Origin of the sequence: Lysobacter antibioticus (assembly GCF_001442535.1) — a bacterium.
GTDB lineage: Bacteria > Pseudomonadota > Gammaproteobacteria > Xanthomonadales > Xanthomonadaceae > Lysobacter > Lysobacter antibioticus.
Map to the genome: position 1 here is coordinate 5,618,113 of NZ_CP013141.1, position 14,654 is coordinate 5,632,766.

General features: G+C 61.4%; 11 protein-coding genes. 2 read left to right on the forward strand and 9 right to left on the reverse strand.

Annotated features, from left to right (window positions below; translation table 11 throughout):
* Positions 1-938 precede the first annotated feature (938 nt).
* Together GLA29479_RS25000 and GLA29479_RS22715 are read right to left on the reverse strand one after the other, a co-directional pair.
* Entirely contained in the window at positions 939-1,574 is a 636-nt protein-coding gene (locus tag GLA29479_RS25000; protein ID WP_144436702.1) for a hypothetical protein, read from the reverse strand.
* A 136-nt stretch (positions 1,575-1,710) separates the two neighbouring features.
* A complete protein-coding gene (locus GLA29479_RS22715) occupies positions 1,711-2,346 on the reverse strand; it encodes a hypothetical protein (protein WP_057972905.1) in 636 nt (211 codons plus the stop codon).
* 187 nt (positions 2,347-2,533) lie between these two features.
* Between GLA29479_RS22715 and GLA29479_RS22720 the strand changes: the two genes are divergently transcribed.
* Positions 2,534-2,788, forward strand: coding sequence for a hypothetical protein (locus GLA29479_RS22720; protein ID WP_057972904.1), 255 nt, complete (start codon positions 2,534-2,536; stop codon positions 2,786-2,788).
* A gap of 277 nt (positions 2,789-3,065) precedes the next feature.
* Here the strand turns inward: GLA29479_RS22720 and GLA29479_RS22725 are convergent, their stop codons facing one another.
* The 3 genes from GLA29479_RS22725 to GLA29479_RS22735 all read right to left on the reverse strand — a co-directional run bounded on the left by GLA29479_RS22725 (position 3,066) and on the right by GLA29479_RS22735 (position 6,532).
* On the reverse strand, positions 3,066-3,512 hold the full coding sequence (locus GLA29479_RS22725) for a hypothetical protein (RefSeq protein ID WP_057972945.1): 447 nt from the start codon (positions 3,510-3,512) through the stop codon (positions 3,066-3,068).
* A gap of 214 nt (positions 3,513-3,726) precedes the next feature.
* The gene (locus GLA29479_RS22730; protein ID WP_057972946.1) at positions 3,727-4,890 is read right to left on the reverse strand and encodes a UvrD-helicase domain-containing protein; all 1,164 of its coding nucleotides are present in this window, start codon (positions 4,888-4,890) and stop codon (positions 3,727-3,729) included.
* Entirely contained in the window at positions 4,880-6,532 is a 1,653-nt protein-coding gene (locus tag GLA29479_RS22735) for an ATP-dependent nuclease (RefSeq protein ID WP_057972947.1), read from the reverse strand. The genes GLA29479_RS22730 and GLA29479_RS22735 overlap by 11 nt, the downstream gene beginning before the upstream one ends.
* 663 nt (positions 6,533-7,195) lie before the next feature.
* On the opposite strand from GLA29479_RS22735, the gene GLA29479_RS25505 reads away from it, so the two are divergent.
* Positions 7,196-7,480, forward strand: coding sequence for a hypothetical protein (locus GLA29479_RS25505; protein ID WP_057972948.1), 285 nt, complete (start codon positions 7,196-7,198; stop codon positions 7,478-7,480).
* 162 nt (positions 7,481-7,642) lie between these two features.
* On the opposite strand, the gene pgaD is transcribed toward GLA29479_RS25505, so the two are convergent.
* The 4 genes from pgaD to pgaA form a co-directional block, all read right to left on the reverse strand.
* Positions 7,643-8,827, reverse strand: a complete 1,185-nt coding sequence (gene pgaD / locus GLA29479_RS22745) for a poly-beta-1,6-N-acetyl-D-glucosamine biosynthesis protein PgaD (protein ID WP_057972949.1) — start codon at positions 8,825-8,827, stop codon at positions 7,643-7,645.
* Positions 8,824-10,083: a poly-beta-1,6-N-acetyl-D-glucosamine synthase gene (pgaC, locus tag GLA29479_RS22750; protein WP_057918443.1), complete on the reverse strand. Its 1,260-nt coding sequence runs from the start codon at positions 10,081-10,083 to the stop codon at positions 8,824-8,826. Before pgaC ends, pgaD begins: the two co-directional genes overlap by 4 nt.
* A gap of 71 nt (positions 10,084-10,154) precedes the next feature.
* Complete coding sequence (gene pgaB / locus GLA29479_RS22755) at positions 10,155-12,011, reverse strand: poly-beta-1,6-N-acetyl-D-glucosamine N-deacetylase PgaB (RefSeq protein ID WP_057973324.1); 1,857 nt, start codon at positions 12,009-12,011, stop codon at positions 10,155-10,157.
* An 80-nt stretch (positions 12,012-12,091) separates the two neighbouring features.
* A complete protein-coding gene (gene pgaA, locus GLA29479_RS22760; RefSeq protein WP_057972950.1) occupies positions 12,092-14,056 on the reverse strand; it encodes a poly-beta-1,6 N-acetyl-D-glucosamine export porin PgaA in 1,965 nt (654 codons plus the stop codon).
* Positions 14,057-14,654: the final 598 nt, after the last annotated feature.

Genomic DNA, 14,654 nt, shown 5'->3' on the forward strand with positions numbered 1-14,654 from the left:
GCGGAGCAGGGCGCTGCGCAGGCGCCGTCGGCGTGCCCGGCGTGCGGCTGGTGTCGATGAAGTTCGGCGGCAAGCTCACCTGCGCGCCGAGCGCCTGGACATTGATCCGGATCTCAGGGACGTCGCGCCCAGGATGTGCGGCCTGGGCGATGACTTCCTGGCGGTAGATTTCGCCCAAGGCCCAGTCGATGTTGCGGGCTGGGTAGCCGCCGATACTGTCGTAGAAGGCTTTGGCCATCGCGTCTACGCTTTTGTCGGCGTCTAGCTGCAAATCGGGCTTGATGTGCAAGCCTTGATCCATGGTGTAAGTCAATGGCTTTCGGGCGTCGTTGTCGATGTAGTTGGACGCGCCGCCGTCGGCTCGATACACGTCAGCCAATGTCGCCCGCGGATTCTCGTACTTTACCTGTGCTGCAACCGTGTTGAAACCCGCGATTTCTGCCCGTGCCTCCCTCGCGCGTGCCCGTTCGTTGTACTCCTTGACCGGGTCGGTAAAGTCGTGCGGCGAGGGGCCGTTTACGATGGCTGCGACCTCCTCGTGGAAGCGCTGTTCCATCAACAAACTCTCGTCGCGGTTCACCGCATGGTCTATCTCGTGGCCGGCGGTGTAACGAATGAAGTTGACGGCTTCCTTGGCATCTTCCGGATTGGCAATCGGATCAGCGTCATTTATCAGTTCAACCGACAAACGCATGGTGCGGGTAGAGCCTCGTAACTGCCGTTGAATCTTGGGTCGGTTTCGGCTTCTATCGCGACCAAATGCCCTTTCTCAACGGCGAGTTCGAATTGCGTGCGGAGCCCCGGCGTGCTGTCGAGAGCGTCGCGAAAAATCCTGCCTGGGTTCGTGTCTTCGGTTCGGGCTTGTCGCTCGAATTCAGCCAGCATCACGTCCAGCTTTTGCTAGCCTCTAACTCTTCCTGAAGTGTTGCCATGCTTGATCATCCTTGAGGAGCGGCAGCCGTGACAAATACCCTTGAAACACATAATTGATCGTCGTAGCGCTTTGTCTTTCCGTGAAGTTCGACGCGTACGGAGACTTTTGCAGTACGGAAGAACCTGTACTCCGTGCCCAGCCGCGGCGCGCGTTCCGACGGTTTGAATCCTGCGGCAATGAGAGGGGTTCGGTAGTGCTCCAAGCTGACGCACACAGGTGTCATATCGGCGTAGCTGTCGCTGATTCGCCCCATGTGGAACAGGACGGCATGAGGGCTCGGGTCTGGGACGGTTTTTACTGAAGACAACGAATAGCGCCACCCTTCAGGCAGAGCCCCGACGCCGAGGAAGCTGTTGGGGGTCTCCGGGTCAAGCCCCAGGTCAAGGCCAGTGCGCTTTTCGATGTTCGGCCCGGACAGGTCCCGAGCGTCGTTCACACTCAGAATCCAAGCGAGGATTCTGTCGTTGAGTTGCTGCGCGCTAAGCGAGTCATTGATGGCGGGCGATGGCGATTCCGTCATGGCGGCCTTCTCCTGGACCGAAGTGGGGCCTGCGGTCGTGGTGGCGCACGCGCAGGCAGCGAACACGCAGACCAGCGGGGCCAGTCTCGTCGCTAGGAGGTGAGAATCGAGCTTGGGCATTTACGTCTCCATATGTGCCACGGTTCGGCGTCCGAACTGCCGCCGCATTCGCGGCCTGATCCTGGAAGAGCGTGCGCGACGAGTCAAGGCGTCGAGCTTTTCCTTGTGATGCTTAATGAAATGTCGTCATTTCCGATCATCCTTGAGGGGCCGCGGCCGTGACGAATACCCTGTAAACACACAAATTCGGGTCGATGGGTGTTGTCTTTCCGTGAAGCTCAACGCGCACATAGATCATTTTATTTCTGAAGATCCGGTATTCCGTGCCCGCCCGTGGAGGCATCTCGGTCATTCTGAATCCAGTGGCGATGAGTGGGGATTGGTAATGCTCCAGCCCAACACACACAGGGGTCATATCGGCGTAGCGGTCGCCGGCACGTCCCATCTTGAACAGGACGGCGCGGAGTCGCTGCTCAGGAGTGTTGTTAACCGAAGACAGCGAATAACGCCAACCTTCAGGCAGCGCCCCGACGCCGCGAAAAATGTTGGGAGTCTCCGGTTTGATCCCCAGGTCAAGGCCGGTGCGCTTTTCGACGTTAGGCCCGGACAGATCACGAGCGTCGTTCACGCTCAGAATCCAGGCCAGGATTCTGTCGTTGAGTTGTTGCGCGCTAAGGGAGTCGTTGATGGCGGGCGATGCCGATTCCGTCATGGCGGCCTTCTCCTGAACTGAAGCGGGACCGGTAGTCGTAGCGGCGCACGCAAAGGCAGCGAGCACGCAAACCATCGAGACCAGTCTCTTCGCCAGGAGATGAGAGTCGAGCTTCGGCATTTACGTCTCCATGTATGCCGCGATCGGCGTCCGAATTGCCGGCGCACTTGCGGCTAATCCTGGAAGAGTGCCCGTCATGGGTCAAGCAGAAGCGGCGCCGAAGATGCAGAGATATGACTAGTATCTCAGGTGCGTCTGCGCTGAACGGGCCTTCAAACTGCGCGACCGCAACTACGGGTATCGCATCGTGCTTAGCGGCGGCATCGTCGACCGCGAACTCGACACTGCCGACTGCTTGGTCTTCATCAGCGAACCCTTCAAAGATGCCGAGGAATCCAGCGGTCTGTTCTGCGGCCGGCTGGAAGTCGAAACCAACAAGCGCAACTTTGACTTCAACATCTTGCTAGACGAGCAACTGCTTGACGAGCGCTATTTCGAAATCTCACGCTACCAATCGCGTGCCAGCGTCGTCGGCGATGTTAGTCGCAGACAACCGCTGTAGACCGACCGCCGCATCGTGCTCAGCTCGAACCCGGCCGCGCCACCAGCAAGCGCATGCAGTCCGGCAGCCGGCTGGTGGTGGTGGGTGTTGTGCGCAATCTGTAGCAGGAGCGCGCCACGGCAGCAGCAACCCGGTGGCCGGGGAGAGCATCGCCGATGCCGGTGAGCCGATGCGTGTGCGGTGATACGGGGTATTTGGAGATCTCGTTGAGTCGTTGAACTCTTCAGCCAGAAGCGACATTGAGCGCACGAATTATGTCGTCACCCACGAAGTCGCACTAGTTTGTCAAATCCTGAATGGTAAATCGACCAAAAGCCCAGATGATCGTTCCGATGATCAAGGAAATGACGGCTGCAACGTCTTTCATGCTCTTATCAGTAACGATTCGATGCAGTCGTACAGCGAGCCCTCTGGTCGCCTCGGCGGCCTGGGCTTCTTGGAGCATGCTTATCCCTTGACCACTACTCAAGCGTTCTCGGACGGTTGGTGCATTCAGCTCGTCACCCAGTTCGTTCTTCCAAAGGCTCGTGAGCTTCGCATACTGAAGTTCCACTCCAGCGAGTACTAGCAGAGCTCCTGTTCGCTGAAACCAATAGAAGCCATCTTTGAGTGTGATGTCCAGCCAAAGTCCAACTAAACTAAGCATCACCATGAAGATGGCAAAGAATGCCGAGAAGCGCTCACTCTGGGGGATATAAGCAATTCGCGTGATTAGGTTTTTCATCCCGCCTCCATGTGGATTCAAGAAAGGCCTTGCCATCTATTGGCTGGGCTCGAATTAATGCGGCTCAATCTAGGGGGGGGCTGGCTGGCAAGCTGACGAACGAACATATTCTTAATAGTTGCAAGGGGCTGCACGTGCGGCTGATAAGACAGGCTGTAAGTTAGTCCTCGTCCAGGTCCTTTGCCAGCCGGGGGAGGGACTCAGTGCGGCTAGGTTATGAGTCTAGGTTTTCCAGGGGCCATGCTTGCGCGCCCTCAATTATGTTTCCGCCTTCGTAAGGGAAGGCGACACTGTAGCGCGCCCGCGTGATCGCAACATAGAGTTTATTGCGCGAGTCATCGGTCTCAGAGCCATCGAAGGCCTGCATGTCCCCCGAAAGAAACTTGGCGTGTTTTGCGGGAGGGAGTATCAGGACGCGCTCGAATCCGAGCCCCTTGCACTCGCCGAAATTGTAGGCCGTCTGGCCGTCGCAAAGTTCCTTCTGAGTAGATCGATTCCACCGAAGGATTGCGGGACGGTAGGTTTCGATGTATTCGCGAAGCCTCGCTTTAGGGACAGCGAATACGCCTTGGTGTCCGGCATACTGCAACGGAACGTCCTCGACATTGGACATCGTTGGCAAGTAGTGTCCTTCTTGTGAATGCAAGCGATCGGCTATTCCGCATATGGCTTGGAGGCAACGCCAGCTGATTGCCAAGCTCTCTGAGATAAAACCCATGTTGTTGAACTGTGCCAGCTTCTCTGTGCTGTCCTGAGGCAGCTTGTTGGTTTCCGAGGTTTGATAGACGGCCTGTCGGAAATCGCCAACACACTCGATTTCTAATATGTTCGTTTCGGTCAGTGCCTTGATGATGTCATAGTCCCATCCGACTAGGTCCTGCACTTCGTCGACAAATATCGCACTATAGATCTCAGCTAGCCTGTGTGCCGCGCGACCTTTGGTTTCCGAGTGGACTCTCGCGGCCAATTTGGCGAGATAGTAGGTGTGGGCTCTGTTGTCCCCGGGAGTCACGAAATGCAAGGGGTTGAACTTTCCGTCAAGCCTCTCGCTCCGGCCCTTCATAGCGTAATTCTTCCCCGGCACGAGATGAGGGTTTCCCGGGTTTAGGAGGACGCCGGAGATCCGATCCGGAACAATGCATTGCTGATAGGGGCGGATCATGTCCTCAAGCAGAAAATTGAACCATCCCTTCACTACCACGTTCTCGGGCTGGCAGCTGTTTAGTCTGCAGATTTCCTTAACCAACTCGCCTTGGTTGTTGATCGTGTAAGTCAACAATAGGACCTTTCTGCCGGCGGCTGCGTGCTCCAGCGCCTTCTCGGCTATGCGTCGTGATTTGCCGGCTCCCGCGCTAGCGAGGAGCAATTTACGGGCCAAAGTCCACCGCCCTAATCAGGTAATCTGGATAGTTGATGGCGACGTTCGATTCGAAGATGCGCATTGCAGAATCAACCTTTTTTCCCGCGCCACCCTCGCTGTACCAGTCTCTTAGGAATTTCTGTTTGGATCCTAACTCGGGATGCCCGGTATATTCTTTATAGGTCTTTTTCGAGAGCATCACCTCGGCGAGCTTGTCGAGTGATACATCGTTCTGGCTATTGGCCGCGATGATCGAAGGCTCGAGTGAATGATGGTCGTTGTCCTCGGGAGAGAAGATTTCGATGTAATCGCACCCGTCATAATTTTCATTGCGCCAATCCACAATGTTTTTCTGATGGTTGTGGTCATTGTCTTTTACTACGCGCACCGGATGTTTCAAGCTCTTGGCGATGTCCAGATAGACCCTGAATCCGATTCCGCGTACCACGATGATATCTATGCCATCCTCTTCTGGTAGCCGTCGCTTACGGTCGAGATAGATCTTCTTGAGGATAAGTTCATCGGACGGACCTTCGACAAGAATGACTCTCTGGGCCAAGACCAAGCGTAGCGTGTCGTATCCGGGTAGCCGCTTGAGCGTTTTCTCCACGGAATTGCTTACATCTCTCAGGCGGATAAAGTTCTTTGAAAGCAAACAGAGCTTGTTGATGCTTAGCTTGTTCAGGACATAGGAACTGTGCGTGGTAAGAAATATCTGCTTCCCGGGATTCTTCTTCTCTATGTATGAAACGAGTTTGGTGAGATTTATGTGAGAAAGGTGGTTCTCAGGCTCTTCCAGCATGACGATGTGGGCATCCTTTGCCCTATTTTGGATTGCGATCTTGATTTGGATTTTGCTTTGCTCGCCCTTTCCTATTTGCCCAAATGGGATGTCGTCGACAGCAAGCGCAAGGTTGCTGTCCCAACTGCCCGATGGGATGATGTCAGCGACTACCGTAAGTGTCTTTTCGGATAGCTCATTATCTGCATTCAATTGCTTATTAATGGCTTTGACGTCTGGCTTGTCATTGAACTCGATCTTTAATTGTCGATAATTCAGATTCAACGATGGTCGTGCATGTTTCTCTAGCGATGAGTTGATGATGCCGTTGATATAGCGGGACCGGCCGAGGCTAGGGTGCAGGCGCGTTGGATCCACAAAGAGACAGGTAATCGGCTTGACGGCTTGAGCCAAAGTTTTCCATGCAAAGCTGGTCCATTCGATCGTATACAGCTCAAATGGCACGGTGAGAACATTGTCGGTGCCGATGAACTGCGCGTAATAGGGCGAAAGAGATGGGTTGAATAACATCTTCAGCGCGACACCTTGGGTGTCGACTCCCTCGCTGTTGATCTTGCCCTTAAGCTCTGGATCACCCTCGATGTAGGCCTCGATCAAGAGCTCAGGCAGTGATGCTTGCGACTTGTCACCTACTAGATACTTTTCGATGCATGAAGCATTGAATAGTTCTGCCATGACTTCAGGGGAAAGTGGCCTGCCGCGATGGGAGTAGTTTAGGCAGAGCTCGATAGCTTCTAGTACCGTGCTCTTGCCACAGCCGTTATCGCCCACCAAGACGTTGATGTCGTCGTTGAACTCGAAAGTCTTATCAGAGAATCCCTTAAAGTTCTTTACCCGTAGCTTTCTAATGCGCTTCATCTATCCTCCCTCGATGTATAGATCTCGGCACGAATCTCTCTTTCACTTGGACAAGGTTTCGAGACTGTTTCGTACACCTAATTGCGCGATGACTAATCTTCGATAGGGTACGTAGGTGGCAACAGTTAGAGGGTCTCCCTTGTGTGATCTATGCTCTCTTTGGGCGATGTATGGCATTCGATTTGATGGGTTCGACTCACTTGGTTAAATCCGGTGCCCCTCTGTCGGCGCAATGCTATGCCGGTGACCCATGGCGAATAAACTTGCAGGTGCGGCGGGATGAATCAATTCCAAATTCCGGTTTGGTTTGGGTGAGGCATTAGTGCCGCCAGCACACTGCCGGGTATGTCCTCTATACAGATACGTGTTGCGCCAATGAAATCGGACTTTTCTGATTGACAACTATTGGTTTGCTCTGCAAAGTCAGGCTCACGGAGCCTCTAAACTCCTCGTATAGCGGTACCCACCTCCGTCAATTGGTGGGTTTTTCATGCTCGAAGTTTGGGCATGGCCGACGCTGCGTCCTGCGTCGGGAGGGCGGCTAATACAACACCCGCAAGGGGAATACGCCCGCCGTCTATGCGCGGTTTAGAGCCTCCCGACATCCCGCCGGCTGCAAGTCGCGCCGCGCGGGTTCCTCGCCTAAGGACAGGAGTACCGCGTATGCCCCGCAAGCCCGAGTTCACACCCCCGCAGGAAGGGGTGGTTATGCCCGTTGATGCGTTCGAAGCGCTTTCGGCTTTTCAGCAGGAGTTGCACGGGATCGTGCGGACTCTGCAGCCTGAGGTGTTGGCCGAGATCGGTTATCCCGCGGGGCAGAATCACCGGCTGCTGAGGGAGGTGTTCCAGGCATTGTCGCGGCGGCTGGATCCGGTGATGGCGGCTTGTGTTTGGGCGAGTGCAGGGGAGGGCGGCGGCGGGGTTGTGCCGTCCGGAAGTCTGCACTGAGGCGGTGTTGGCCCGGCTCGGTGACGGGTAACGTGTCGGCGCTCGTGCGCCCTCATCCGCCCTACGGGCACCTTCTCCCGCTTGCGGGAGAAGGGAAAGGCAAGCCTCCCGCTAGCGGGAGAAGGGAAGGGTCAGCCTTCCGCTAGCGGAAGAAGAGACCGTTCAGCGCTCCGGCTTGAACTCCACCGGCACGATCACCACCGCGGCGATGGCCTTGCCCTTGCGCACCGCGGGGGCGAAGCGCCAGGTGCGCACGGTGCGGACGGCGGCGCGGTCGAGTTCGCGGTTGCTGCTGCGTTTGCTGACGTCGACTTTGAGCGGACGGCCTTCGGCGGAGACTTGCACGCGCAGGGTCACCAGGCCGCCTTCGCCGCGGCGCAGGGCGTCGATGGGGTACGGCGGTTTCGGGCTGTGCCCGGGCAGGGGGCGCGGTTTGGCGTTGGGCGCCAGGACGTCGGCGTTGCGTCGTGGGCGCACGGTGTCGCGGCGCGTCGTTTCGGCATCGCGCAGTTGCCGCGCATCGCGCACCGCGGCTTCGATGCCGACTGCGGTGGCGCGGCCGATCGCGACCGGGGCCAGGGCGGGATCGGCGTCTTCGGGCAGGAAGGCCGGGCGGTCCTGGCCCGGGGTGCCCTCGATCGTGCGCTTCGGCGCCACGCTCTGGATCTGGCGATAGCCGAACGACACCACCGCCAGCACGCCGACGACGATGGCGACCGAGATCGCCAGCGCGATCATCAATATCCACGAGCCTTGCGGCGTCATGTCGCGGGCGAAGCGCGGCATCGGCGCCACCGGCGGGAACGGTTGGCTGATGGCGGGCGGGGTTACCGCGGTCAGCGACAACGGCACCGCGTGGTTCGGGTCCATGTGCAGCACGCTGATGCGGCCTTGGTTGAGCGCCTGCGCGACCTCGGCGCTTGCGCCAAGATGGTCGGCGATTTCGTCCAGGCCGACGGTCGGCTGCGCACCGCGGCGATCGCCCTTGGACGCGGCGAAACGCCAGCGGTTGTACTCGGCCCAGATCAGCAACAGCGCCACTACGACCGCCGCCGTTGCCGGCAGCACCAGCATCAGGAACGGGTCGACGCCGTGTTCGCGCAGATACAGCTCGGAGGCGGTGCGGCGGATGCCGAACAGCCACAGCACCAGGGTCGCCACCGGAATCCACAGGTACAGATACGCCAGCCAGAACGCGCCGGTGACCACGCCCCACAAGGTGCGCGGCCAGGCGTCCTGGGCGCCGGGTTTCTGGATCAGGCGCGAATCGTGCTTGTGGTCGATGCGCTTGCGCGAGGTGCGATGGTCGCCGTGTTTCGGCGCCGCCGGAGAGAGGTGAGCGTTCATCGAATCCCCCGATCCGGGCTGACCCAGGTGGCGCGCGTGCCGCGGCGTTTCGACAAGGCCTTGGGCAGCGCGGCGACGGTGGTGGTGAAGCTGAGCAACCAGTACGCCATCGGGTACCAGATCATCCAGTAGTAGTTGCGCCCGACCCCGGTTTCGTACTGGCGGTCGATGACGATGCTGGCGGCGAACTGCAGCAGGCAGATCAGGGCGAGGATCACGCCGTGCCACGACGGCAGCAGGGTGGTCACGCGCAATTGCTCGGGCAGGTCGACGACCAGGCCCAGCGCCCACAGGACGATGATCAAGGCCATGATGTGCGCCCAGGCCAGGCTCAACACGTACTCGCCGAGCACCGCCCACATCCGCCGGCGGCGCCACGAGAGCAGGTCGCGGCCATGCCGGATCAACACTTCCACGCCGCCCTGGGCCCAGCGCAGGCGCTGTTTCCACAGGCCTCCGAGGGTCTCGGGCATGAGGATGAAGCACATCGCGTTGGGCTCGTAGCGGATGTCCCAGTGGTCCATCTGCAGGCGCCAGCTGATGTCGATGTCCTCGGTGACCATGCTGTCGGACCAGTAACCGATCCGGTGCAGGGCGCTACGTCTGAAAGCGCAGATCACCCCGGACACGGTGAAGATGCGGCCGTACACGCGCTGGGCGCGCTTGATCATGCCGATGATCGAGGAGAACTCGCCGACCTGCAGGCGGCCGAGCAGGGTCGAGCGGTTGCGGATGCGCGGGTTGCCGGTGACCGCGCCGACGCGCGTGCCCGAACACAGGTGCCAGACCATCCAGTGCATTGCGTATTCGTCGAGCAGGGCGTCGCCGTCGATGCAGACCAGGTAGTCCGAACGCGCCGCCAGCGCGCCCATGCGCATGGCGTTGGCCTTGCCCAGGTTGCGGTCCAGGTGCACCACGCGCAGTTGCGGATGCAGGGCGGCCAGGCGGTTGAGCTTTTCGCCGGTGTCGTCGCGGCTGCCGTCGTTGATCGCGATCACTTCGAACTGCGGATAGCGTTGGGCCAGGGCCGCGGCGATGGTTTCGTGGACGTGATCGCCTTCGTTGTGACAGGGAATCAGGATCGACGCGAACGGAGCGTTCTCCAGCGGCGGCGGATCGGTGCGCACGCGCCCCTTCCGTTCGCGGCGGAAGTAGTAGTACAGCCCGCCGGAGATCCAGAAGAACGACATCACGATCGGATAGAAGAACGCGAACTGGAACAGCGCGGTGAGCAGCGGATTAGTGACCTGGCTCATGTTGGGCTCGATGGCAGCGTGTACAGGCTGACCTGATGTTGATCGGCGGCGATTGGCGGTCGGGGCGGCGCTCAGCGCTCGATGTACGGGAAGCCGCGCGCGGACATGATTTCGCGCGCGTCCCGGGTCGAGGGTTGGTCGTCGATGAAGTTGTCGGGGTACCAGGCCAGGTGGCGTGCGCCGCCGGCCTGCAAACGGTGGGCCATCGCCTTCAGGCGCGCGGCCGGGATCGGCCGGTCGTCGCGCCAGTCGACGGTTTGCAGTTCGAAGATCGTGTGCGACAGGCCGCGCGGCGAGCGTTTGACGTCGGCCAGCAGCCGGTCCATCCACGCCTGCGGGTCGCGGCTCTTTTCCATCCAGGGCATCGCCATCACCGCGGTGTAGTCGTAGGCCTGGTTGAAAGCGGCCAGGTTCTGCGCGAACCAGGCTTCGCTGCGCGGTTCCAGCACCGGCGCGGCGAACAGGTTGCGCACGGTGATCAGCTTGGGCCGCCATTTGCCGGCGGCGCGTGCCAGTTCGTGGGTGAATTCGATCAGCGCCCGGGTGCGCGCGGCCGGGTCGGCCGGCGCCTGGCCGCGCAACTCGTCGTCGCGCAGCAGCGCATCGTCGTGGAACAGCAGGCCTTCGGTGTAGCCGCTCACGGCGAGGTCTTCGTAGATGTCGGCGACGATGCGCCGGGTCTGCGGCTCGAACGGATTGAGGCGGAAGGTTTCTTTCGGGTTGCTGGCCTGGATCGCCAGGCGCTGGTTCAGCGCTTTGTCCGGCAGCTCGAAGCCGAGCACCGGCAGCCACGCGAACACTTTGACGTGGGCGCGGGTCTTGAGCTGCCAGGCGACGCGGTTGTAGAGGTCGGCGCGCATCGGCAGATGCCGGTTCGGGAAGTACAGCGCGTCGGCCGAGCCGTTGCCGTCGGGGTCGGCGAAGGCCTGCAGGAATACGTGGCTCGGGCCGACCTGCTTGACGCGTTCGATCAGCTTGTCGAGGTTGCGCGCCTGCTGCGCCGGGTCGGCGTCGTAGACGTAATCCAGGTCGACTTGCAACGCACGCAGGCCGTCGAGGGCTTCGTCGTGGCGCAACTCGTAGGCCAGGTCGTTGACGGTGGGGTTGTCGAACACCAGCTGCCGCGCCAGGCCGTGCAGGTCGGCGCCGATCTTCTGATGGCGGCCTTCCAGGTCGAAGGTGACCGCCATGCCGAGTTCGTCGGCGATCGCATTGGTCTGGCTGTTGTAGGCCGCGTACGGCCAGACCACCGATTTCGGGCCGACGCCGAGTTCGCGCTTGATCTCGGCGGCGCTGTCGCCCAGGTCCTTGCGGATGCGGGCCAGGTATTCGGCTTCGCTTTCGTAGCGTTGGGTTTTTTCGTCCCAGGCGCGGGTGATCGCCGCGGGCATGCTGTTGCCTTGCGGGTTGGAGGTCACGCCGCGGTGCAGGGCATGGCTGTGCGAGGCGACTTCGATCAGGCCCGAGGCCTGCATCTCGCGCAGTTGGTCCCAGGTGACGAAGTCGTCGTGGGTGAACATGCGCGGGCCGTAGTCGACTTTCTGATCGCGCGGCAGATCGACCCAGGAAGTGACCACCGCCATCAGCGCCGGGTAGTTATAGGCGCGCAGCAGCGGGAACACATGGGTGTAGATGCTGCGCAGGCCGTCGTCGAAGGTCAGCAGCACCGCCTTGGGCGGCAGCGGCTTGCCGCCGCGCGAGGCGGCGATGACGTCGCTCAACGCGACCGGGTGGTAGCCGTGGCCGGACAACCAGTCCAGGTGCGCGGCGAAATTCTGGGTGCTGACGGCGTAGGCATCGGGATCGCCCTTGCGCGCCACTTCGTCGCGCACGTCGTGATAGCTCAGCACCAACAGTTCGTTGGCGCCGGCCGCGAGCGGCGCCAGCGCGGCCACGGCCAGCACGGCGAATGCGAGCGCCCGATGCATCAGGCGACGCAGGACAGCGATCGCGGCGGGGCGGGGGGCGGCGCGGGTGGCAGCGAGGAGTACAGCGAAGCGGGACATGTTCATTCCTCTCCCCAACGGAAGCTCAGGTCGAAGGCGACGCGGTCTTCGCGCACGCCGTCGTAGACCGGGCGCGACCAGCTGAGGCCGTAGTTGAGGGTTCGGCCGGTGCCGAAACGCCATTCGTGTTGGTAACGCAGTTGCGGCACCCAGGCGCTGCCGTAGCCCTGTTGCCAATACGGCCCGGCGGCGACGGTGAGGCGCTGCAGGAAGTGGCGGGTGTAACGGCGCCAGGTCATGTGATCCAGGCGCACGCCGAGGTTCAGCGAAGCGTCGCGGCTGGGATTGAAATAGGGCACGTCGGCGTCGCGGCGGCTGGCGCGGCTGGCCGACAGATCGGCCAGACCGGCGATCTGCAGATGCGGGCTGGTGTAGATGCGTTGGTCGAGGTTCAAGGCGACGGCGCTGCGGCGGTTGTCGTCGCTGTAGCGCAGCTGTTGCGCGGTCGCGGCGAGCGAGGTGCGCTCGCTCGGCGTCCAGCGCAGGCCCAGGCTCAGGGCATCGGCATCGATGCCGGCGCCGCGCGCCTGCAACGACGCTTCCGGGGTCTGCCGATACCAGGACGCGTTGGCGTGCCAGGCATCGTTGAAGCGCCAGCCGGCATCGAGGTAATAACCGGTGCGGTCGCCGCGATCGAGCCAGCGGTCGTTGGCGCGGTCGATGCCGAAGCCCAGGCTCAGGCGGTCGTAGGCATACAACGCGCCGATGCCGGCGCGGCGATCGTGGACGCGGTCGCCAGGGTAATCGGCCCAGGCATCCTGGGCGTGCGCGGTCAGGCGCCAACGGTCGTTGATCAGCGGGCTGCGCACCTCGAAACGGTGCACGGCATCGCGCGTGCCGAGCGGCGAGGCGGTGGCGCCGCCGCCGCGCGCATCGCTGCGGCCGCTGGCGGTGCTGAACAACCATTGCCAGCCCAGACGGCTGTCCCAGGACTTGCTCATCTGCTGGACTTGCACGTCGCGCGGGCGGTTGGCGATCAATTCGTCGTGGATCGGCCGCGCGAGGTCGACGCGGGCGTGGTCGAGATAAGCGCCGACCTGGCCGACGCGCGCGCCGACGCCGTCGGGTTGCAGCGTGCTCGCCATCTGGAAGCGTTCGAGCGCGCGATCGATCCAGCCGCGCTTGTAATAAGCGACGCCGAGATTGGTCTGCACGCCGGGGTTGTCCGGCCCGATCGCCGCCATCGCTTCCAGCCGCTGCTGCGCGCCGACGGTGTCCTCGCCGTACAGGCGGATCATGGTCTGGGTGCTGTCGGCGTCGTAATGGCGCCAGTTTTCGGCGCTTTGCTTCGCACCCTTGACGCGTACCCAGGCCGGTTCGGCGGCCTTGATCTTGTCGAGTTGGGCCAGGGCGTCGTCGAAACGTTCGCTTTCCGAATAGGCATAGGCCAGTTGCAACTGCGAGCCGTGGTCCTCGGGCGACTCGCGCACGACCCGTTCGAGCACGCTCGCGGCTTCCTCGGGGCGTTTGTCCGCCAGCAGGGACGCGCCGACCTTGGCCAGCGCATACATCGGTACTTCGACGCCTTCGGCCTGCAGGGCGCGGTAGCGTTCGACCACCTCGGCATGGCGTTCCAGGTGGTTGAGCAGGATCAGCTCGTCGAAACGCGTGCGCAGGTCGGCCTGGCGTTGCTCCGGCGTCTGGGTGGCGCGGTACTGCTCGAAGGCGTCGCGCGCGCTGCGCATTTCGTCGAGGCGGGTGGCTTCGTCTTCGGGGTACAAGCTGCCCCAAACCGCGAGGCGGGCGAGGCGGCCGGAATCCAGACGCTGGCGCTCCTGCGCATCGAACAGGTCGGGGCGGGCCTGGTACAAGGCCCAGGCGCGATGCGCGCTGCCCAGGTCGGCCAGGGTCAGCACTTGCAGGCGGTACAGGCGGTCGTCGCTCGGGGTTGCCGCTTGGGCGCTTTCGATACGCGCCAGCGCCGCCAGCCATTGCCGGTCGGCGCGCAGGCGCTCGATCTCCGGCATCGGATTCGTTGCGGTCGTTTGACGCTCCGCAGCAAATACTGACGCTGGAGGACAGATTGCGCTCACGGTCGCCAAGGCGATGGAGAGAGCAAGACGATGCGGAGTCGGCATGAGCGACAGGGTCCGTAAGGCGGGGGTGTGCAGGTGTGATTTATTCGAAGACAGAAATGTGATGAAAATCACATTTACAGGTGGAGTGCTGCAAGAGGTGTGCCAAGGGACCCGTCCATCTCTTGAATGGTGCTGGAAGTGCTTGTCTGGATTGGCTTTTTTGCTGTCAAAACGGGGCTGTGAATGCTGCGGCGCGGTTTGACAAGCTCGATTTAGATCGATTTAAATCGAAGAGAGGGGCCTGTGCCGGTCGGCACAGTGCGAATCGGAGGCGGTCGCCGTCCGGGCAACGGGAGCGGGAATGTCGGCAACGTGGAGCGCGCGCCGCGAGGGCGCATGGGCAGTGGCGAAGCACACTTTGGCGCTGGCCTTGGCCGGGGCCCTGGTGCCCACGGCGATGGCCGGGCCGGCACGCAGCTTCTGGACCTCGTTCGAAGCCGGCGAGCCGGCCGCGGCCGAACCCGCGGCCACGGCGGGGACGAGCGCA